The sequence below is a fragment of the Erwinia sp. AC075 genome (assembly GCF_979253995.1).
This window is the reverse complement of record NZ_CEEDEU010000001.1, coordinates 2,398,618-2,417,965: the sequence shown is the minus strand read 5'-3', so window position 1 is coordinate 2,417,965 and position 19,348 is coordinate 2,398,618. Positions and strand designations below refer to the sequence as shown.

Genomic DNA, 19,348 nt, shown 5'->3' with positions numbered 1-19,348 from the left:
GTGAGAAGAGGTGTTTGCGGTTATCTGTCTGTTATTGCTGTGCTTTAAGCACGGTCTCAATCGCCAGCGCCCAGCTCATCAGCGCGTCGTCCTGCATGGGTAATGCCGCGACCATTAAGCCGACCGGTGCCAGACCCTTTGCCGAACAAGGCAAAGAGACGGCGCAGCCATCAAGGAAGTTGATCACCGACGGATTGCGCAGTGCCGCGCCGTTGACGCGGAAATAGGCGTCCTCATCGGCTTCAAGATCGGCAATGCGCGGGGCAATAAACGGCACGGTGGGCATTAACAGCGCGTCGTACTGCTGAACGATCTGGCTGACGCGCGTTTGCCAGTCGGCGCGTTGTTCCACCAACCGCTGGCGATCGGCTTCACCCAGGGCTTCACCGCGACGAATGCGCGAGACCACGCGCGGGTCATAACCTTCAGCGCGTTGCGCTATCAGCGGCTGGTGCCATTGCCAGGATTCCAGCGCGGTAAATCCCCCGCTGGCATTAATGGCGGAAAGCTCGGCGATTTCCCTCAGCGGAATGGCAGAAACCCTGGCTCCGGCCTGTTTCAGCGCCATCACCGCCCGCTCAAACGCGGCGGCAACCTGGGTATCCAGCCCCTCCAGCACCCCCGTCTGGGGCACTGCAAAATGGGCGTCGGCAAGATTTTTTACCGTCAGCGATAACGGCCGGTTGGCTATCACCGCATCGAGTGCGACGCAGCTTAAGACGTCGTGAGCCAGGGTGCCGACAGAGTCGAGTGACGCCGAAAGCGGCAGTACGCCGGCCATTGAAATTCGACGTGCGGTGGGTTTGTACCCGGTCAGACCGCAGAACGCTGCCGGAATACGCACCGATCCGCCGGTATCGCTGCCGATTGCCCCGAGACACATGCCATCGCTGATCGATACGGCGGCACCGGAAGACGAGCCGCCAGGAATACGGCGTGCAGCGCGATCCCAGGGATTTGCCGGCGTGCCGTAGTGCGGATTAATTCCGAGACCGGAATAGGCAAATTCAGTCATATTGGTTTTACCGACGATCACCGCACCGGCTTGCAACAGCTTGTCGACAATCGTCGCATGGGATTCGGCGACGGGCGCATCCGCCAGCACGGTCGAGCCGCCGGTGGTGGCTTCACCCTGCAGGTCAAACAGGTCCTTGATCGACACTGGCACACCATCCAGCGGCGAAAGCGCGTTGCCGGCCGCCCGGCGCTGAGCCGAGGCTTCAGCCTGCTCGCGTGCCCACTGCGCATACACCTGGGTAAAGGCCCGCGAGCCTTCACCTTCGCGAGCAGCGATCGCCGCCAGTGCCTGTTCAGTCAGCTGGACGGAGGTCACCGTACCAAGCTCCAGTTGTTCGATGGCCTGTTGCAGGCTTAAAGAGGGGTAAGAATTCATGGCGATACTCCCAGTTTTAAAGGGTGACGATCGGGGTCAGGCTCAGGCGATAACCGGTAATTCAAGGCTGTGATAGTCGTGGCAAATGCGGCGGCCCAACTGCTCATCAACCAGCTCCATACGGAATTCCGTTGCAGGACGAATGCCACCTATTGCCGCGACGGTGCCGCAGGTCATCCCCAGTCCTTCAGCCGGCACCTCACCATCCGGCAAATAGCGGCTTAGCAGGTCATCAGGTTTGCGCAGGCTGGCGAGCGTGCCTTCCTGATACAGGCGGAATTCGCCGTCTTCTTTTATCCATGCACGCAGGATCAGCTGGTCCCAGTGCCCGGCGACCTCGGTCATTCTCCAGGCCTGCGTTGCCACGGGCTTCACACACAGTTGTTTGGAGAGCGCCACACTGTGCGATTCCAGCTCACGATCGGTGTGATCGGAGGCCAGTGAGACAAACACCTCGCCCTGATGGGTGAAGATAAACACTTCGGCTTCGCCAGAGCTGGCGGCGCCAATCACTTCTACCGAATGACTTTGTGTCAACTGGTTAGCGGCAACCCGATAGAAGAGGGGAACTGCACTCGGACGGGGCACGCCCAGGGCTTCCAGTTCACTAATATGGTGCGCGATAGCGTCAGGATCGCGTCCTGCCCATCCGGCGATCACCAACTTGTTGATGTCGACCGTCAGGCTTTCTGGGTGGTTTTTTGTATTATTATCAACACTATGAGCTGATGGCAGTGTGAAGGTAAGTTGCATCGGGAAACGCCTCTTTTGCTGATTGAATAGAAAACACAGTGAAATTTCACTATAACTTCATTTATCAAATAAGCGATTTCCGTGCCATGTTTTGTGTAGAATGTCTAAAAATCTTCTCAGCACGCGCTGGATATGAAGACTGATGTCACAGAAACGGAGGAACGACCGGTGAGCGAACAGTCAGGGCTATCGTTAAACGAACAGGCGTATAGCCGTTTCAGGCAGGCGTTGGTCACCCTGGGTTACAAGCCAGGGGAATATCTGAATACCGCGCAGGTGATGAGCGACCTGGCGATGGGCAGGACGCCGGTGAATCAGGCCATCCACCGTTTGGCCAACGAAGGGCTGTTGCAGATTATTCCGCGCAAAGGGGTGATGGTTTCACCGCTGTCGGTGGATGACGCGTTAGAACTGATTGACGTCCGGCTGGCGAATGAAATGCTGTGCATGCGGCTGGCCAGTTCGCGTATTTCGGCTCAGGAGCTGTCGGAACTCGACGCCATCAATCAGCAGATTGAAGCGGCCAGCGAGCGCCGCGATCGTGACGAGATGATGCTGCTGGATAACCAGTTTCACCAGCTGTTGGCCAGAATTTCCGGCAATAAGATGTTGATGGATATTCTTAGCGTGCTGCATGCGCAATCGCAGCGCTTCTGGGCCAGCTCGCTGTCGAAAGAGGGGCATATGCAGGAAGTGATTGAGGAACATCGGGCGATTATCAGCGCGCTGGCCGCACGGGACGGGCAGGCCGCCGCCGACGCGGCGGAAGTGCATATTTTGTCATTCCGCCATGCGCTGTTGCGCCGCTAACCGACTCACAATACCGCACCTGTTATCGATTGAAGCGGGCGCTCACCCGCTGCTTGCTTTATTCGCGGTATTAAATCTTCTCGCCCATCTTGAGTAAAGTTTCTACAGCGGTAAGATATCCTTCGTTTCCAGGGGGAACCTTCAATGAAAAACGTTATCTTTAGCATGCTCGCTAAAATTTCAAAAATGGATGCGGAATCCAAGCAGTTAACCGCACAGGTGGAAGCGCAGTCCTTACTGATCGGTGCATTGACGCTGACGGTGGGTAAAAACGGCGGTATGACCCGAATGGTGGAGAGCGTTAACAAAGCCATCAATTCGGTACTTGATTCGCAAGATGATGTGCTGAGATCCGATGCGGATATTTTGCTGAACGAATTCCGTAACCTGCTGGAAGTGACGCGTCTTATCGAACAGGCTGATGCCGAACTCGATCAGGAAGCGCTGGCCGCAGCGGGTGGTGATTCACTGGAGATCTTGCCCCAGCCGAAGTAGGGCCGCCTGAAGCGGCTTCAATCCTGGCCGTGATGTGCCAACATCACCGGCCTGAGCTTATTTTTTCTTTCGCCCTGATGTGTGATGTCAGGCACCTATTGCGTAAAAGCACCTCCTATAGTTAATACACCCATATGGGCTAACGGAGGTGAGTATGTCTGAACGTCCCGATGACCTTGAACCACTCCCAGATGATGCAGAGTTCCCTGAGGAGGAAGATGAAGATGAAGCCGGATTGCCATTAGGCACGGACGATGTAGAAAATCCCGTTGAAGATGATGATGAGCCCGTAGATCCACGAGAAGACATCTGAATTCTCTGATAAACCGCCAGAATGGCGTGCGCCATACCCGATTTCGGGGGCCACGCCATCAGCGCGGTTTTTTTTCGTCCTGAATCCGTCTGCATTAACCCCGCTTCACACCGCCCGGTGCATTTTCAACACATCTTGTTGAGTTTTGATATGTTATATCATAACATTAAATCCTCTGTTACTTTTTGAGGATTCAATTTTGGCGGGTCACTTTGGAAAATTTGCGTTAGCTCTGGGTAGTCTTCTGGTTAGCGGACAGGCGCTGTCGCATGGTCATCATTCGCACGGTACGCCGTTGACGGAGATCGAGCAAAAGGCGGCTGATGGGGTGTTTGACGACAAAAACGTTAAGGACCGCAAGCTTGAGGATTGGGATGGCGTCTGGCAATCCGTTTATCCGCTGCTGTTGAAAGGCGAACTGGATCCGGTATTCAAAAAAAAAGCGCAGAAGGATAAAAGTAAAACCTTCGACGATATTAAAGCCTATTACCGCAAAGGTTATGCCACCAATATTGAGAGCATTGGCATCGAGAATGGCACCATGGAGTTCCACGTTGGCGAGCAGGTCAGTAGCTGTAAGTATGACTATGCTGGCTACAAAATCCTGAACTATGTCTCTGGTAAGAAGGGTGTCCGCTATCTGTTCACCTGCTCTGATGCCAGCAGCAAGGCACCAAAGTTCGTGCAGTTCAGCGACCATATTATCGGTCCGCGTAAATCGTCCCACTTCCATATTTTTACCGGCAATACTTCCCAACAGGCCCTGTTGGCCGAAATGGACAGCTGGCCGACCTACTATCCGTTCCAGATGACGGACGAGCAGGTGGTTGACGAAATGCTGCACCACTAAGGCGATGACTGCCCCGAGCGGGGGGATTATCTGCGCCGTTTACCCTTTATCAGGACGAAAAAAAGCCCACTCGAAGGTGGGCTTCTTCTCACTTGCCGGATAGTAGGAGTACCCAGCATGTTCATTAATAGGGCAATGAGGCGACTACCATACAGTGATCTCATCAGATAGACAGCCTTGATCAAAGTTTAGTCAGCTTTAGGCTGGGCAGGGCAATAATTAATTGCTAAGCAGGCTAATAGTAACCAGAGCAAGAAGTGCTAAGAATCATCTTAAGGATTGCGGGATAATCTCTCTCGCCCCCTTCAAGAGCTAAGCCAATGCGAGTGCCGGAGATAAGCGCCGGATGGGGAGCAGTATTTAAAGAGGTCGCCTTTCGGCGGCCTTTTCTCGTTATAAAGCTCCGCTTTTCACCGACAAGGTCTGGGCAAGGTCAGATTAGCAATCATCTTCCTTTACAGCGCGTTGCCTTATCAGCAACGCCGCGTGGACGAAATGCGTCTACGGTAACCGGTTTCAATCTGCTAATGTTGATGTTCTTTTGTGCATTGGGGATCGTTATGACTGTCATAAATCCTGACGGGTTGAAGGCCAGAAGTTACTACAACCACATCAAAATCCGGCCCGGCACACCGGTGTTTCCTACCGGACAGGTCGCCTGGGATCAGGACGGCAGAATCGTTGGGGTGGGCGATATGCGGCAACAGGTTGAGCAGGTGTACGCCAATATCGACAGGTTACTGGCAGGATTAGGCGTCAGTCGCGATACCATTGTCCGAACCACTACCTATGTGACCAATCTGGCGCTGGTGGCCGAAATTCATCCGGTGCGTGAGCGCTTCTTCGCCGGGCTGGAATTGCCCGCCAGCACGCTGTTCAAGGTATCGGCACTCGCTGAGCCGGAACTGATGCTGGAAATCGATCTGGTTATTATGTTGCCGCTCTGAACAACGTCTTCTGCAACATCCTCCGCTCTGGCGAACATGTTTCTGAACCGGTGACCGTGTGTCAGGGCGGTCACCAGCCGAGATCAGACTTCCGTCACCACCAGCTCATTAAGATGATGGAAACGGCGATCCATATACAGCAGCGGCGCGGCATCGGCACGAGGATGGGTAACACCGGTCACTTCGCCAAGAAAAATACCATGGCTGTGCCAGTCAACAATCTTTGCCAGACGGCATTCAAACGACACCAGCGCTTCGGCACAGATCGGCGCCCCCTGCGCTGAAAAGCTCCAGTCACCGGTCTGAAAGCGCTCCGCCCGACGGCTGGAGTTGCTGAAAATATCCACCAGTGAAACGGCCTCTTTCGACAACACATTTACGCAGAAACGGCCTCCCTCCTGAATCATTGCAAACATCGACGCATTGCGGTTAACGCACACCAGCAAGGTTGGCGGCTCGGCACTGACCGAGGTTACGGCGGTGGCAATCATGCCGCTGTGCACACCGTCGTGATGAGTGGTGATCAGGCATACACCGGCTGGCAGCAGGCGCATCCCGCCGCGATACGCATCGGCAACATTGCCTGCCGCTTCGGTTACTGGCGGGATTATGCTGCCAGGGGCACTTCTGGACTCTGTCATGAACGAACCTTTAACAATCGGTAATGGGTTAAAATGTTATGCCTGTCACCTGCGAGTGACGCGACCTTCAATCGGGTGATGGCTGTCCACCGGACCGAGGCTGGAGCTTTTACCCGGCGAAACCAGCCGGTCGCAAAAGGCTTCATCTTCAGCCGTCCAGTCGCACGCCATCGCGGCTATACCGTCCTGCCACTGCTCAAACGTTCTCGGACCCAGTAGCGTGCTGGTCACGAGGCTGTTACGCATCACCCATGTCTGGGCAAGATGCGCTGGTTTACGTCCGGTCTGTTCGGCGTACGCCGCCAGCTCGCTCGCAGCCTGCAGCGACTCGGGCCGCCATTCCGCTTGCAACATGCGCGGGTCGCCTCGTCCGGCGCGGCTGCCCGCATCGGGTGCCTGATCCGGGCGATACTTGCCGGTCAGAATGCCGCGCGCCAGCGGACTGTAGCAAACTGTGCCGGTGCCAAAATACGCAGCAGAAGGCAGAATTTCTACTTCTGCTTCACGATTGACCAGGTTGTAAAGCGGTTGCGTAGCGACCGGCCCAGCGATGCCGGCCTGATGGGCCAGACGTACCGTTTCTGCCAGCCGCCAGGCTTTGAAATTGGATACGGCGAAATAACCGATTTTGCCCTCTCGGATCAAATCGGCGAAGGCCAGCACCATCTCTTCCAGCGGGGCATTGAAATCCGCTTTGTGCATATAGAGGATATCGATGTAATCGGTGCCCAGGCGGGTCAGTGACGCATGGGCCGCTTCGCGGATCCACTTACGTGACATGCCGCCCTGATTCGGACCTTCGCCCATCGGGTTACCGGCTTTAGTTGCCAGCACCCAGCGATCGCGTTCGGCGGCAATCGCCCGCCCCACCACGCGCTCTGACTCGCCTTTGTTATAGACGTCGGCAGTATCGATAAAATTGACTCCGCTGTCGCGTGCGGCGGCGATAATCTGCCGCGAGGTGGCCTCGTCGGTCACTCCGCCGAACATCATGGTGCCCAGGCAAATCTCTGAGACTTTTAGCCCACTGCGGCCCATATAACGGTATTGCATCTGGCAAATCCTCTTGGTTGCACTTGCGGAGCAGTAAGCTTAGCCGCTCCGCGAACGGCCCATGTCGTCAGGCTGGAATGATGGCGGTGGTAGCAATCTCAACCAGAAACTCAGGCCTGACCATTTCCAGCTTGACGCAAAAACGTGCCGGCAAAATAGCCGGGAAGTAGGTGACGTACAGTTCGTTGAATTTATGGTAGTCGTCCAGATTACGCAGGAAGATCTGATTCATCACCACGTGATCCATGCTGCTGCCGGCCGACTCTAACACCACTTTGATGCTGTCCAGTACCCGGCGCGTCTGTACTTCAATATCGCCTTCACCAACGATGCTGCCATCAATCGGATCGGTCGAGAGCATGCCAGCGACGGAAATATGGTTGCCCGACTTCACGCCCCAGTTAAGGTGATTGAGGCCGGTCGCAGTTTTGCCAATGATCCAACCTTCCGGATTTATTGCCTGATTCATCTCTGACTCCTGTTGGGGCTTCCGCCCACGGTGTTAAGTGATTAACGCCCCGATCCGCGGAGGAAAGGGCGACCTAAATCTGCCGGTGCCGCGCCCGCCCGACCCATCATGATCCAGGCAAACAGCGCGACCACAAACGGCATTGCCATTAACAGCGACGGCGCGATATCAATGCCCAGATATTGCCCCTGGAACTGCAGGGCCTCGAGCAGGCCGAGCACCACAGCGACGATCAGCACCCGCAGCGGCTTCCAGCGGGCAAAGATGGTGATGGCAATCGCCAGATAGCCGCGACCGGCGGTCATATCGTCGACGAAGATCCCGCCCGAGGCGACGATGCACAAATAGGCGCCACCCAGTCCCGCCATCAGGCCGGTGAACAACGCGGCAAAAAAGCGCAGGCGTAATACCGGGTGGCCGGCGGCATCGGTGGATAATGCATTTTCGCCCACCGCCCGCAGCAACAGTCCTGCGCGAGTAAAGCGGAACAATACCCACAGCGCGATGCCCACCAGCACCGCCAGATAGAACACCGGGCTTTGCGAGAACAGGGCGCGTCCCACCACCGGAATATCCGACAGCCAGGGCAGTTTTAACATCGAGACGGACCGCATTGAGCCGCTTGCCGGCGCACCGCTTAGCCATAGTTGCCGAATCAGTGATGTCGCGCCGATGGCCAACAAATTGAAGCCAATGCCCATCACAATCTGGTTGGCACGGGCAAAAACGGTGGCGAATGCCAGCACCGCTGCCGCCAGCAGTCCGCCCGCCATGCCAGCCAGCAGAGCGAGCATCGGCGAGCCGGTTACTGCCAGTCCCAGCGCCGAGGCAGACGCGCCAAACAGCATCAGACCTTCCAGCCCGATGGTGAACACGCCCGCCCGTTCAGAAACGGTTTCGCCCAGTGCGGCGAGCATCACCGGCACGCAGAGCCTCAGCCCACCGGCAAAAAACAGGGCCAGAGTTACAGCGTCGAATTCCATACCGGCCTCCCTTTCACCAACATCACGCCACTGATGGTCGCGAGGAAAATAATCGGCATGCCACCAAGCACATCCGCTAACGCCGCCGGGATCGAAAAGGTACTTTGCAGGGCCAGCGCGGCACTGTTGATCGCGCCAAAATAGAGCGAAACGATGATGGCGCCGAAGGGTTCAAGACCGGCGAGGAAAGAGACCGCCAGCCCTTCAAACCCCAAGCCGGAAGAGAAGCCGTCAATCAGACGGTACTGCACGCCCAGTACTTCAAATGCCCCGGCCAGTCCACTAATTGCACCTGAAATCGCCATACTGGAAATCACATTTTTTGCCGCAGACTGACCCTGAAACTGCACAAAGCGCGGGCTCTGGCCGCTGGCCCGCAGTTTTAAACCAAATGCGGTATGTTTCAGCATTACCCAGACGGCGAGGGCAATCATCAGGGCCAAGAACACGCCAGAGTGCAGACGTGTGCCGGCAATCACCTGTTCAAAAACGCCATCAGCCGGTAACTGCGCGGACATATTGAAGTTGGAATTCGCCGGACGCATCGGCCCTTGCACCAGATACTTGAGGGTATAAATAGCGATAAAATTCATCATCAGCGTCACGATGATTTCATCGATGCCACGCCAGACTTTCAGCACGGCGGGGATCAATCCCCACAACGCACCGCAAAGCGCACCACTGAGGATCGCCAGCGGCAGCAGGGCAGCGCCAATATCGCCGAAGGCGAGAAACGGCAACATCGCGCCGATGGCGCCCATTTGCAGCTGTCCTTCGCCACCCAGATTAAACATGCCGCCGCGAATGGCCACCAGCGCACCCAGCGCCACCAGCAGCCGCGGCGTCATAAACACCAGCGTATCGGACAGCGCGCGCACCGAGCCAAACGCGCCATCCCACACCACGCTGATGGCGGAATGTAGCGGCACGCCCATTGCGGCGATTAACCCCAGCCCGAGGATCGCTGATCCGATAAAGGCGCTGAGGGTGACCCATAAGGAACTGGCCGCGCTAAGCCTGGCGATAACGCGACGCAAAGATGCGCTGGATTCGGTCAGTGGATTGATTGATTCAGACATGTTCACCCCTTGCTGCTTGCGACGGCACGCCCTGACCCTGAGTCATCAGCGTGCCGATTCGCTCAATAGTCATCTCATCTCCCGCGACTTCGCCGGTAAAACGGCCGCCGTTCATCACCACGATGCGATCGGAAATGCGCAGTAATTCTTCAATATTGGAGGAGATAATCACCACGGTAGTGCTGGCATCTGCCGCTTCGGTGAGGCGGATTAACACCGCTTCTGCGGCGGCCATATCCAGCCCGCGCGTGGGCTGATAAACCACGATGATGGCCGCCGATTCCGCCATCGCCCGCGCTACCACGATCTTCTGCTGATTCCCCCCGGAAAGGGCGCGGGCAGGGCTAGTCGGCGAGTGGGTTCGAATATCGGATTGGGCGATCATTTCGCCGGCGCGCTGAGCAATGGCCGCATGGTTAAGCAGCCCCAGACGGCGGTACTGGCCCTGCATAATTTTCGGATAGAGCAAATTATGGCTAACCGGCAAATCCAGCGATAACCCTTCGTGATGGCGATCCTGTGGCACCAGCGCCACCGTCACCTCCTCGCCGCAGCGGGTGATCTCGCCACTCTCTGGCACTCGTTGGCCCGCCAGCAGTTCAAACAGTTCGGTTTGCCCGTTGCCTTCCACCCCGGCGATGCCAATCACTTCCTGCTGGCGTAGCGTCAGGTTGATATTGCTCAGTCCGGGCGAGCCACTGGCAGGACGTAAATTGACCCCGCTGACGTGCATCCGCTCAATGCCGGGCTGGCGTTGGCTGCCCAGCCGCGTGCCGCTGGCGACCGCACGGCCAACTATCTTTTCGACCAGCTCATCAGCACGACAGTCTTTAGTCATGCCCGTGCCGTTGGTTTTGCCGCGCCGGAGAATGGTGTAACGGTCGGCGTTAGCCAGCACTTCGTCGACATTGTGGGTCACCACCGCCACCGCCGTGCCTTTTTTACAGATACGCCGCACCGTGTCGTACAGCGCCACAATTTCAGCCGGGGTAAGGATAGTGGAGGGCTCATCCAGCAACAGCACGCGGGTGTCATTCACCAGCGCTTTCAGGATCTCGACGCGCTGCTGCAATGCCAGCGGTAGCTGGCCGACGATGGCGTGCGGATCGAGATCGACGCCATAGCCCTGCATAAAGGCGCGAATGTCCCCGTCCCGCCGCAGCGCTTTACGGCGTTCGCCCCTGGCAACCAGTGCCAGATTCTCGGCAACGGTAAACGGGCTGACCAGCTTGAAGTGCTGATGAACCATGCCGATGCCATTGGCTATCGCATCGGCAGGCTGGCGGTGGATCACCTGGCGTCCAGCCATAAGCACGCCACCTTCACTCGGTTCGTGCACGCCGTACAGAATATTCATCAAGGTCGACTTGCCGGCCCCGTTCTCGCCTAGGAGCGCGTGGATCTCGCCTGGATAAAAAGACATGCAGACCTTATTCAGCGCGACGAAACCGTTTGGGTAGCGCTTCGAGACGTGATCAAGTTCGATGACGGGGCTGGACATGCGGCTATTCCTCAATCTTAATCTTGCCAGCCTTCAGATCGTCAATCACCTTAAACACTTTCGTTTCAACGTCTTTGCCGACATGGGCAAACGGCGTTTTCAGCGACCAGCCATTGGTGGCTAAATTCTCGGTGATAATGCGGTTGCCCAGCTGGTGGTCAGCAAAGTGCTTACCGATATCGGCATACGACTTGTCAAAGTTCATCACCGTGGAGGTCATGATCGCGTTCGGGAAGGATTTTGATTGATCGGTATAGGAGCCGATAGTCAGTACGCCTTCATCATCGGCCGCTTGCTGAATACCGGCATCGGCGGTATCTGCCGCTGGGATGATAAAGTCGGCGCCACGGGCGATGGTGCCGGTAGCAATTTCTTTTGCGCGGGCCACGTCAGTGAAGGAGCCGACATAGGCCGAGTCGACCTGGATTTTAGGGTTGACGTAAGCCGCCCCTTTTTTGATGAACTGCACGGTGCGTTCAGCCGACGGGATCGGTTCACCGCTAATCACCGCGATATGTCCGCTCTTACTGGCAGACGCGGCCAGCACACCGAGCACAAAGCCATATTCATCCCAGTCGACCGACCAGGCGGAGTAGTTCGGCAGGTTCGCCGTAGTGCTCTCGTAGGAATAGAGTACAAACTGGGTGCCGGGGAAGGCGGGGGCCACTTCCTTGATCGCCGCGGAATAGCCGGATGAGTGGGCTATAACCAGCTTCACGCCATCCGACGCTAGCTGACGCAGCACCGCAGGCGCGGATTCATAGGTGGTGTTTTCAAGATAGCTGGGGGCGAAACCGTCTTTGGTCGCCATGGATTTGAATGCGGAATAGCCGGCCATATCCCAAGAGCCCTGGCTGACGGTTTGGGTAAACAACGCGGCAACGCGCGGTTTGCTGTCATCTGCGTGCGCAACCGGGCCGTAACTTATTGCTGAGGAGACCGCAAAAGCCAACATCATTTTCATTTTCATAGCTCAACTCCTGGCGAGCCGCGAAGCGGCAAAGGTGATTCATAAGAGGCTGAGACAGGCCCAGCCTGAAGGTGACTACCGATCAACGCTTTACAGATTTTTGCCAGGCACGGGCGTTGGTATCGACGCCATGCAGCTCCAATACCTCCAGCACCTCGGTGCCGACCGTGCGCAGGTCATCGATGAAGTCCGGCACAATCACAGTGACGCCATCCAGCTGTGCCCCTTTAACAATCGCCGCCAGCTTGTTGCCGATCGTCTCCGGAGAGCCAACCAGTGCGGCGCGCGTCATCGAATTACGCTGCTCACCCTGCGAAACGAAACGCTGAGCCATGGTGTTTTGCTTGAAGCTTTTATCGCCGGAATATTCACTCGTCTGGTTATCCAGCGCGATGGTATCGACGCCGGCGTCATAGAAGGCCACCCGCTCCTGCGCTTCAGCATCGGTTGCGCCCGGAACGATGGTAAACAGCCCGTACGTTTTGAAGTCGGGTTTACCTTGCTGCGCCGCGAGCTCTTTGGCCCGCAGGCCGGTTTTAATAAAATCGTCGGGGTCTGAGCCGAGCATAAAACTGCCGGTGCAATGTTCGATGGTGAACAGGAAGCCCCGGTCGGAGGCGCCGGCGCAGATGATCGGTGGCGGGGAAACCGGTTTAGGGTTCGACATACAGTCGGTCAGTTGGTAGTGCTTACCCTGATGATCGACCCGATCTTCGGTCCACAGGCGTTTAAGCACCTCCAGCCATTCCGCCGCCAGCTCATAGCGTTCGCCATGATCCAGATCCATCCACAGCCCCATCTGCCCCTGATCGGTGGGATTGGATCCCGAAACGATATTCAGCGCAAAGCGCCCTTTAGAGATTTGATCGAGCACAGCGGTCATTTTGGCCACTACCGCCGGATGGAAAACCATGGTATGCACCGTTCCCCACACGCCAATTCGGCTGGTGGCCTGCGCCAGTCCCGCCATGGTGGTCAGGCTTTCCAGCGTGACGTCCCAGTGTTTAGACGGACCGCCGTAGCCGCGCCATTTCGCCATCGACAAGGCAAAATCAAATCCTAATTGCTCCGCCAGCACGGTGACGTCGCGGTTGTAATCATAGGTCGCCGGCAGTTGAGGGCTGTTGGTAGAGGTGATCCAGCCGCCGTTACCGACCGGGAGAAAGACGCCAAACTCAACGTTACGCGATTCGTGGTTGCTCATAAGCACCTCCGTTTGCCGGGCTGTGGATGGCTGCCACAAACCCAAACGTAATCTGGTTAAACAATGCGGGTTCCGTTTCAGACAGACTGTGTCCGCCCTGCGGGACGATTTTTAGTTCCGATCCGGCGATGCCCGCAGCCAGCAGGCGCGACTGGTAAGGTGGGGTCAGCACGTCATCCTGTGCGCAGAGCACCAGCGTCGGGATGGCGATCAGCGGCAAACAGGCGATAGCATCGTGCGCCATAATGGCGTCAATGCGGCTGAGCACCACCTCGCGCTGCGGAAATTTGGCGGCCGAGGCCAACAACGCTGGGGACAACACCTCGGCATTGGCTCTTACATGATCCGGTGGGTAAAGGAACAATGCGCTGCCATGTACATATTCTTCCACCGTGCTGCCCACAAGCAGCGCGCGGCGCATACGGAAACACCAGTTGAAATGCCGGTCCGACTTCGCCCAGCTGGCGTACATCACCATGCCGGCCAGCAGGTCAGGATGACGCGCGGCGAGGATCTGGCCGATGGCGCCACCCGTGGAATGGCCAATCAGGATCGGCCGTTCCAGCTTCAGTTCGCTAAGCAGACAAAACAGATCGTCGACCAGCGTTTCAATGCTGTATGGTCCGGCGGGATGTTCAGTCGTGCCAGACCCGCGCTGATCGTAGGTCAGAACGGTGAAGTCTTTGGCAAAAGCCGCAATCTGCGGCTGCCAGTAGGCCGCCGTTCCGCCCAATCCGGAGACAAAGACAATGGCCGGACCCGTGCCCTGAATTTCATAGTGGGTCAGTATCCCGTTAGTCATGATGCTCGGCATGGTTCTACCCTCGTTAGCGTCTTGCCTGACCAGGTCAGGTGCGTGAAGTCTTCGATGGCTAAATAAATATCACGCCCGCCGGGCGGTGATGTAATACCGAATGCAGCACGCCGCGTTGACTGTTTTAGAACGCCCGCCGGTTTGGCAGAATTAACCAATCTCTTTGCAGATATGCTTCAGAAACTGATGGGCAGCGAAGGAGAGAGAGCGATCGCGATGCACGCAGATTTCGATGGTGGCGGATTGCATCGCCTCGTTTTCAATGGGAATGGCGCGCAGCAGATTTTGCTGGATCTCTTTGGTGGCGATCTGTTCTGGGCCGATGGTTAAGGTTCTGCCCGCCATCGCCATTGCTTTGGTCAGCTCAAGATTATTGGTGTTCACAATCGATTGCGGATTCAGATGCAGGTTGCGAATATTTTTATCGAAGGTCTGACGCAGACCGAAGCTGGAGACGGGCAGGGCGATTGGCCAGGCGCAAATATCTTCCAGCGTCAGAGAATCATGGTCGGCTAGCGGGTGTTTCGGTGACACCAGGCACTGAATTGGTGCAGCGCAGCGTTTAATCACCTCGATGCCGGGGCGTTCACCCATGTTAAAAACGATGCCAATATCAATCTCATCGCGCATGATCGCTTCAATTGTCCGGTCGGAGGATTCGCTATATATGGAGAACTGAATGGCTGGGTAATTTTCATTAAATTCAGTCACTATGCGCGGTAATATCGCCTGAACCACCGCTTCAATCACCCATATTTTGACTTCCCCTTCGCGCAGGCCTTTTAAATTTTTAATCGACTCATGGATACGATCTAAATCCCGTACCATTTTTCGGGTAAAGCGTTCCAGCATCATGCCTGCGGGCGTCAGCCGGATACCGGTGTTGGTGCGCTCCAGCAGCATAACGCCGAGGCTGTGTTCGAGTAATGCGATCTGGCGACTGATGGCCGACGGGGCGACGTGCAAGCGATCGGCGGCGCGACGAATCGATCCGCTGGCCACTACCTCATTGAAATATTTATAAGTATTTAAATTCATACCAACCCCTGAAAGCAAAATGTTGCCGTAATGACGTTCAGGGCTGATGCAACATTGATACCAACGGGCGTTGCCAAACTGGCAGCACTAGCAAAGCAGGGCTTTCATGCAGAATGCGAGAACGAACAGAATAAAAAATAATCAGCGGTGGTATGATTAGGCCCATTCACCAAAAAGGTCGACGATAATGTCCTTCTTAAATCAGCTCATGGGCAGAATGACCAAAGGGACCTCTCAAACAAAATGCCCGGTTTGCGGTAAATCATCACAACAGTCATTCGACAAAGTGAACCGTGAACAAACGCTACTTTGCCCGCACTGTAAATCCCTGTTCGTCGTCCATCCTTAAGGCCCAGCTGAGCTATACTTTAGCTACCCAATAATGGGTGAAGGAGGTCTTATGCTCACAGACCCGGAAGTCAAAAGGTGGGCCTCGTTGATGCTCACATCCGCCTTGCGCGGAGGCACGTGTAAAGAAACCATATGTCAGCAAATTGTTCTGTTGCGAACGCGTCATGGTACAGATGCACTGGAAGAGGTGTTAGAAGCAATGCTGTTGGAGGCGGGCCGTATCGGCACCTTGCACAGCGATGGCACCTTGTATGTCCAGGAGAGTGTTAACAAACCCGACCGACGCCCGCACTGATCGTTGCTATTTCAGTTAAATCTGCCGCCTTCCTGACGTGGATCTCACTATTTAACGGGGTCCAGTTCACGAAGGCGGCTTTTTTTATTCTGCGGGTGGCTCAAAAAACTGATATGACCCGTCACCCCGGGCCTTCGCCTGGTACATGGCTTTATCGGCATTATCAAATAACACTTTGGCCGATGCGGTGCCAAACTGTGCGAGGCTGATGCCTATTGCCGCCCCGACCTGTACCTTGATGCCATTGATAGAAAAGGGCTCTATCAAACTGTCGATCAGGCGTTGGGCAATTGTCGACGCCACCTCGCGATTGCTGCACTTGGCTGCCACCACAAATTCGTCTCCACCCATACGTGCCACCGAGTCGCCCGGTCGCATGCAGTGTTGTAGCCGCTCGCTGACCCGCTGCAGCAGGACATCTCCCGTCGCGTGCCCCATCGAGTCATTGACCGCCTTGAACCCATTCAAATCGATAAACAGCACCGTTGTCCAGGCCCGATCTTCGCCCTGCGAGAGCATGCAGCTAACCTGTTCGTTGATCCAGGCCCGATTGGGCAATCCGGTCAACGTATCGTGAGTCGCCAGCTTTTCGAGTTTCCGCATCCTTTCCTTATCACGCGTAATGTCGCGCGAAATCAGCACGGCGCCGATGTTTTTGCCTGAGGAAGGATCGCTAACGCTGCAGGCCTTGGTGCCCAGCGTCATGTAATGGCCATCGCGATGTAGCTTGCGCACCTCAACCACGTCCGGTAATTCGCCGCCGTTGAAGAGGTGTTCCAATACTTCTGTGGCGGATGCGCGGTCGTCGGGATGCAGGAAGTCCACCACCCGCTGGCCGGTCATCTCATCGGCTGACCAGCCGATCATTTTGCTGTAAGAGGGCGAAATCGAAACGTACCTGCCGTCCGCGTCACAGTGGGCGATTAAATCCGTACTGTTTTCAATCAACAGACGATATTCCGCCGCGGTGCGCAGCGCGTCTTCCAGCGCTTTGCGCTGTGCGGTGATATCCAGAATAAAGCCGCTGTAACGCAGGCGAGGCACACCGGGTTGGCGATCCGGCAGGCCGGAGACAATCACCCGCCGCGTCGTTCCGTCCAGGCATTGGATAGGCACTTCGAGACTAAAAGGCGTCACACATTCCAACGCCGCAGCCAGTTGCAGCGCGATCTTCGCATCATCATCTGCCTGTGCCAGCCTTAGCCAGGCACAAAGCGTGACGCCTTTCAGCGCAGGCATCAGGCCTGCGGGGCTTTCCTGACTGGCGATGCATAAGCCTTGGGCGTCCATGGACCAAACGGCGGAGAGGGTAGGTTTGATCACAGTGTTCATGATGGTTGGATCCGGTGTTTGCTGACGCGGGCCTGTCTGACAGCGGTTTCTACGATGCCATTTTGCCTGCATAATTGAGCGGGAATTATCGATGACGCGTTCAGGTAAAGAAGGTTGTGACTGCGTATATCGGCCAATCGGCCCACAACCTTTAATGAAACCTTTATCAGGCTACGGGCGTGATCCGGTTAGCGGAAAAGCTCCGGCCCGGGATAAAACTCACGGAAGGCATCATCGACCGGCTGGTAACCCAGCACCTTGCGGGTCTCGGACAGATCGAATCGCTTAAAGCGGTTATCTGAAATGCCGTAGCCGATAAAGAAGGTTATATCCCTCGCTTCAATCGCGCAGGTGATGAGCTTCACGGCATCTTCCGGGCTGAGCCAGGCGCTGTAGTCGCGGGCATTGTTGAGTGCATCCGCATGTCGGGTTTCAAAGGCGCCGATCCTGAGCGCGACAGATGACAGGCCATGTTGAGTGGCATAAAAAGAACAGAGTGCCTCGCCGTAGCATTTGGTGACGCCATACAGATTGGCCGGCGCGACGGCCATACCCGGAGAGATTTGCACGTCAACCGGATATCCTTCAATGGTCTGGGCACTGCTGGCAAAAACAAAGCGACGACATGTGGTGGCAGCCGCCGCTTCCAGCAGCCAGGTGATGGAGAGGATGTTGGCCGGCAAGAGCTGTTCGAATTCCGCATCGGCGTCTGGAATGCCGGCCAGGTGCACGATCGCATCAGGGGGTTCTGCGGACAGCAGTTTTGCGGCCACACCCGGCGTCGACAGATCCGCGGCAATAAACCGGTGAGGCGACTCGATCTCATAGTCCGGTACGTTCCGGTCAGTAAGAATAAAGTTATAGGTCTCGCGCATCTTATTAAAATAGGTGCGCCCAATACGGCCGCTGGCACCTGTAAGCAGAATTGTTTTTACCGTCATCGTGCCGGATCCCTTGTTTCGTTAATTCATCATCGGGCTGATACCAAACGAGTTTAGCTCGGTCATGGCGGTCTGTAAGTCTGAGCCGCATGGAATTATGGCAAACAATCCGCCGTGATGAAGGTCAGGGGTAAAAGTAATCTTTACTTCACGCTGAGCAGAGCCTGCTCCATCAGGTGTCCCAGTACCGTCCGCGCGTCAGCATTCGCTTCATTCCGTTGTCCCTGTTGTAGCGTAATCCCCAGATTCCCCGGCGAAGGCAAAATGCTGCCCGTCACGCGCAGATTACCCGGCATCCCCACGCGCGTCCGGACGGTAATCCCCAGTCCTGCCTGAACCGCCGCCCAGATACCGCTCAGGCTGTGGCTGACAAATACCACCCGCCAGGGAATGCCAGCCCGGTCCAGGCAGGCGAGGGCAGGTGTGCGCATCAGGCACGGGCTATCAAACATCACCAGCGGCAAGGGTTCGCCATGCTCCAGCAGCGTGCTGACGTCAAATTCTGCATGCTGTATCCACTCAAGCGGGAAGTGGCTAATCAGTTTTCCCTCACGCTGTGCGTTCTCCGGCTGCCATAACAGCGCCATATCCAGAGCGTTATTATCAAGCGCATTAAGCAGCGCCTGGTTGCGGTCCACGCGGGCAATAATCCGCATTCCCGGATGGTGGCGTGTAAATTCGCCGAGGATGCCGGGCATCAGCGACTCGCCAAAGTCTTCCTGCAACCCAATGCGGATTTCCCCCTGTAACAGCTCGCCTTTCACTGCACGCTGCGCCTCATCATTCAACGCCAGCAGCCGACGGGCATAACCGATTAAGATTTCTCCGTTAGGGGTTAGCATCAGATGGCGTCCGTTCTTAACCATCAGTTCGGCGCCGCATTGATGTTCCAGTTTCTTCAGCTGCGCGCTGACTGCGGAGGTGGAACGACAAAGCCGGGTTGCCGCCAGCGCAAAACTGCCGCACTCAATGCCGGTCACAAAGCTGCGCAGGGCATCGAGATCCAGGGTCAGACTTAACTTTTCCATAATCATCCTGATAAACGGGACTTATGATCGCGTTTAATTTGATTTTCAGGATGAAAGTATTTCGTCAGACTCGCTTCACTGTCAATAA

General features: G+C 56.2%; 21 protein-coding genes. 6 read left to right on the top strand and 15 right to left on the bottom strand.

Annotated features, from left to right (window positions below; translation table 11 throughout):
• Window positions 1–31: 31 nt before the first annotated feature.
• Together AC0IXH_RS11460 and AC0IXH_RS11455 are read right to left on the bottom strand one after the other, a co-directional pair.
• Window positions 32–1,393: an amidase gene (locus AC0IXH_RS11460; RefSeq protein WP_471720446.1), complete on the bottom strand. Its 1,362-nt coding sequence runs from the start codon at window positions 1,391–1,393 to the stop codon at window positions 32–34.
• Window positions 1,394–1,435: 42 nt separating this feature from the next.
• Window positions 1,436–2,146 (bottom strand): DUF2848 domain-containing protein, encoded by a 711-nt coding sequence (locus AC0IXH_RS11455; RefSeq protein WP_471720445.1) that lies wholly within the window; start codon window positions 2,144–2,146, stop codon window positions 1,436–1,438.
• Between the two features lie 132 nt (window positions 2,147–2,278).
• Between AC0IXH_RS11455 and AC0IXH_RS11450 the strand changes: the two genes are divergently transcribed.
• From AC0IXH_RS11450 to AC0IXH_RS11430, 5 genes are all read left to right on the top strand, one after another.
• The gene (locus AC0IXH_RS11450; protein WP_346599508.1) at window positions 2,279–2,956 is read left to right on the top strand and encodes a GntR family transcriptional regulator; all 678 of its coding nucleotides are present in this window, start codon (window positions 2,279–2,281) and stop codon (window positions 2,954–2,956) included.
• Window positions 2,957–3,100: 144 nt separating this feature from the next.
• The gene (gene iraP, locus AC0IXH_RS11445) at window positions 3,101–3,451 is read left to right on the top strand and encodes an anti-adapter protein IraP (RefSeq protein WP_013201178.1); all 351 of its coding nucleotides are present in this window, start codon (window positions 3,101–3,103) and stop codon (window positions 3,449–3,451) included.
• A 154-nt stretch (window positions 3,452–3,605) separates the two neighbouring features.
• Window positions 3,606–3,764 carry a hypothetical protein gene (locus AC0IXH_RS11440; protein ID WP_167738374.1) on the top strand — a complete coding sequence of 53 codons (159 nt, stop codon included), beginning with the start codon at window positions 3,606–3,608 and terminating at the stop codon, window positions 3,762–3,764.
• A gap of 199 nt (window positions 3,765–3,963) precedes the next feature.
• A complete protein-coding gene (zinT, locus tag AC0IXH_RS11435) occupies window positions 3,964–4,614 on the top strand; it encodes a metal-binding protein ZinT (RefSeq protein ID WP_134823643.1) in 651 nt (216 codons plus the stop codon).
• A gap of 560 nt (window positions 4,615–5,174) precedes the next feature.
• Complete coding sequence (locus AC0IXH_RS11430) at window positions 5,175–5,561, top strand: RidA family protein (protein ID WP_049789585.1); 387 nt, start codon at window positions 5,175–5,177, stop codon at window positions 5,559–5,561.
• Between the two features lie 83 nt (window positions 5,562–5,644).
• Here the strand turns inward: AC0IXH_RS11430 and AC0IXH_RS11425 are convergent, their stop codons facing one another.
• The 10 genes from AC0IXH_RS11425 to AC0IXH_RS11380 form a co-directional block, all read right to left on the bottom strand.
• The gene (locus tag AC0IXH_RS11425) at window positions 5,645–6,202 is read right to left on the bottom strand and encodes a flavin reductase family protein (RefSeq protein WP_013201181.1); all 558 of its coding nucleotides are present in this window, start codon (window positions 6,200–6,202) and stop codon (window positions 5,645–5,647) included.
• 45 nt (window positions 6,203–6,247) lie between these two features.
• Window positions 6,248–7,255 (bottom strand): aldo/keto reductase, encoded by a 1,008-nt coding sequence (locus AC0IXH_RS11420; protein ID WP_053146372.1) that lies wholly within the window; start codon window positions 7,253–7,255, stop codon window positions 6,248–6,250.
• Window positions 7,256–7,322: 67 nt separating this feature from the next.
• On the bottom strand, window positions 7,323–7,724 hold the full coding sequence (locus tag AC0IXH_RS11415) for a RidA family protein (protein WP_013201183.1): 402 nt from the start codon (window positions 7,722–7,724) through the stop codon (window positions 7,323–7,325).
• A gap of 41 nt (window positions 7,725–7,765) precedes the next feature.
• Window positions 7,766–8,707 (bottom strand): ABC transporter permease, encoded by a 942-nt coding sequence (locus tag AC0IXH_RS11410; RefSeq protein ID WP_049789586.1) that lies wholly within the window; start codon window positions 8,705–8,707, stop codon window positions 7,766–7,768.
• On the bottom strand, window positions 8,689–9,786 hold the full coding sequence (locus AC0IXH_RS11405; RefSeq protein WP_346595091.1) for an ABC transporter permease: 1,098 nt from the start codon (window positions 9,784–9,786) through the stop codon (window positions 8,689–8,691). Before AC0IXH_RS11405 ends, AC0IXH_RS11410 begins: the two co-directional genes overlap by 19 nt.
• On the bottom strand, window positions 9,779–11,287 hold the full coding sequence (locus AC0IXH_RS11400; protein WP_013201186.1) for an ABC transporter ATP-binding protein: 1,509 nt from the start codon (window positions 11,285–11,287) through the stop codon (window positions 9,779–9,781). The genes AC0IXH_RS11405 and AC0IXH_RS11400 overlap by 8 nt, the downstream gene beginning before the upstream one ends.
• A 4-nt stretch (window positions 11,288–11,291) precedes the next feature.
• Window positions 11,292–12,257 carry a BMP family protein gene (locus AC0IXH_RS11395; RefSeq protein ID WP_013201187.1) on the bottom strand — a complete coding sequence of 322 codons (966 nt, stop codon included), beginning with the start codon at window positions 12,255–12,257 and terminating at the stop codon, window positions 11,292–11,294.
• Between the two features lie 82 nt (window positions 12,258–12,339).
• On the bottom strand, window positions 12,340–13,461 hold the full coding sequence (locus AC0IXH_RS11390; protein WP_471720444.1) for an LLM class flavin-dependent oxidoreductase: 1,122 nt from the start codon (window positions 13,459–13,461) through the stop codon (window positions 12,340–12,342).
• A complete protein-coding gene (locus AC0IXH_RS11385; protein ID WP_471720443.1) occupies window positions 13,439–14,275 on the bottom strand; it encodes an alpha/beta fold hydrolase in 837 nt (278 codons plus the stop codon). The genes AC0IXH_RS11390 and AC0IXH_RS11385 overlap by 23 nt, the downstream gene beginning before the upstream one ends.
• A 150-nt stretch (window positions 14,276–14,425) precedes the next feature.
• Complete coding sequence (locus AC0IXH_RS11380) at window positions 14,426–15,313, bottom strand: LysR family transcriptional regulator (protein WP_013201190.1); 888 nt, start codon at window positions 15,311–15,313, stop codon at window positions 14,426–14,428.
• 187 nt (window positions 15,314–15,500) lie between these two features.
• On the opposite strand from AC0IXH_RS11380, the gene AC0IXH_RS11375 reads away from it, so the two are divergent.
• Window positions 15,501–15,662: a YnfU family zinc-binding protein gene (locus AC0IXH_RS11375; protein ID WP_471720442.1), complete on the top strand. Its 162-nt coding sequence runs from the start codon at window positions 15,501–15,503 to the stop codon at window positions 15,660–15,662.
• Between the two features lie 381 nt (window positions 15,663–16,043).
• Here the strand turns inward: AC0IXH_RS11375 and AC0IXH_RS11370 are convergent, their stop codons facing one another.
• The 3 genes from AC0IXH_RS11370 to AC0IXH_RS11360 all read right to left on the bottom strand — a co-directional run bounded on the left by AC0IXH_RS11370 (window position 16,044) and on the right by AC0IXH_RS11360 (window position 19,272).
• On the bottom strand, window positions 16,044–17,291 hold the full coding sequence (locus AC0IXH_RS11370) for a diguanylate cyclase domain-containing protein (RefSeq protein ID WP_471720441.1): 1,248 nt from the start codon (window positions 17,289–17,291) through the stop codon (window positions 16,044–16,046).
• Window positions 17,292–17,479: 188 nt separating this feature from the next.
• Entirely contained in the window at window positions 17,480–18,232 is a 753-nt protein-coding gene (locus tag AC0IXH_RS11365) for an NAD-dependent epimerase/dehydratase family protein (protein WP_471720440.1), read from the bottom strand.
• 143 nt (window positions 18,233–18,375) lie between these two features.
• Window positions 18,376–19,272 (bottom strand): LysR substrate-binding domain-containing protein, encoded by an 897-nt coding sequence (locus AC0IXH_RS11360; RefSeq protein ID WP_471721146.1) that lies wholly within the window; start codon window positions 19,270–19,272, stop codon window positions 18,376–18,378.
• Window positions 19,273–19,348 lie beyond the last annotated feature (76 nt).

What these genes read in the sequence shown, in the direction of transcription:
- AC0IXH_RS11455 (WP_471720445.1), bottom strand. Translation starts at nt 2,146, where the DNA reads ATGCAACTTACCTTCACACTGCCATCAGCTCATAGTGTTGATAATAAT.
- AC0IXH_RS11460 (WP_471720446.1), bottom strand. Translation starts at nt 1,393, where the DNA reads ATGAATTCTTACCCCTCTTTAAGCCTGCAACAGGCCATCGAACAACTG.
- AC0IXH_RS11395 (WP_013201187.1), bottom strand. Translation starts at nt 12,257, where the DNA reads ATGAAAATGAAAATGATGTTGGCTTTTGCGGTCTCCTCAGCAATAAGT.
- AC0IXH_RS11365 (WP_471720440.1), bottom strand. Translation starts at nt 18,232, where the DNA reads ATGACGGTAAAAACAATTCTGCTTACAGGTGCCAGCGGCCGTATTGGG.
- AC0IXH_RS11450 (WP_346599508.1), top strand. Translation starts at nt 2,279, where the DNA reads ATGAAGACTGATGTCACAGAAACGGAGGAACGACCGGTGAGCGAACAG.
- AC0IXH_RS11390 (WP_471720444.1), bottom strand. Translation starts at nt 13,461, where the DNA reads ATGAGCAACCACGAATCGCGTAACGTTGAGTTTGGCGTCTTTCTCCCG.
- AC0IXH_RS11405 (WP_346595091.1), bottom strand. Translation starts at nt 9,786, where the DNA reads ATGTCTGAATCAATCAATCCACTGACCGAATCCAGCGCATCTTTGCGT.
- AC0IXH_RS11375 (WP_471720442.1), top strand. Translation starts at nt 15,501, where the DNA reads ATGTCCTTCTTAAATCAGCTCATGGGCAGAATGACCAAAGGGACCTCT.
- AC0IXH_RS11420 (WP_053146372.1), bottom strand. Translation starts at nt 7,255, where the DNA reads ATGCAATACCGTTATATGGGCCGCAGTGGGCTAAAAGTCTCAGAGATT.
- iraP (WP_013201178.1), top strand. Translation starts at nt 3,101, where the DNA reads ATGAAAAACGTTATCTTTAGCATGCTCGCTAAAATTTCAAAAATGGAT.
- AC0IXH_RS11370 (WP_471720441.1), bottom strand. Translation starts at nt 17,291, where the DNA reads ATGAACACTGTGATCAAACCTACCCTCTCCGCCGTTTGGTCCATGGAC.
- AC0IXH_RS11430 (WP_049789585.1), top strand. Translation starts at nt 5,175, where the DNA reads ATGACTGTCATAAATCCTGACGGGTTGAAGGCCAGAAGTTACTACAAC.
- AC0IXH_RS11410 (WP_049789586.1), bottom strand. Translation starts at nt 8,707, where the DNA reads ATGGAATTCGACGCTGTAACTCTGGCCCTGTTTTTTGCCGGTGGGCTG.
- AC0IXH_RS11380 (WP_013201190.1), bottom strand. Translation starts at nt 15,313, where the DNA reads ATGAATTTAAATACTTATAAATATTTCAATGAGGTAGTGGCCAGCGGA.
- AC0IXH_RS11425 (WP_013201181.1), bottom strand. Translation starts at nt 6,202, where the DNA reads ATGACAGAGTCCAGAAGTGCCCCTGGCAGCATAATCCCGCCAGTAACC.
- AC0IXH_RS11400 (WP_013201186.1), bottom strand. Translation starts at nt 11,287, where the DNA reads ATGTCCAGCCCCGTCATCGAACTTGATCACGTCTCGAAGCGCTACCCA.
- AC0IXH_RS11415 (WP_013201183.1), bottom strand. Translation starts at nt 7,724, where the DNA reads ATGAATCAGGCAATAAATCCGGAAGGTTGGATCATTGGCAAAACTGCG.
- AC0IXH_RS11385 (WP_471720443.1), bottom strand. Translation starts at nt 14,275, where the DNA reads ATGCCGAGCATCATGACTAACGGGATACTGACCCACTATGAAATTCAG.
- AC0IXH_RS11440 (WP_167738374.1), top strand. Translation starts at nt 3,606, where the DNA reads ATGTCTGAACGTCCCGATGACCTTGAACCACTCCCAGATGATGCAGAG.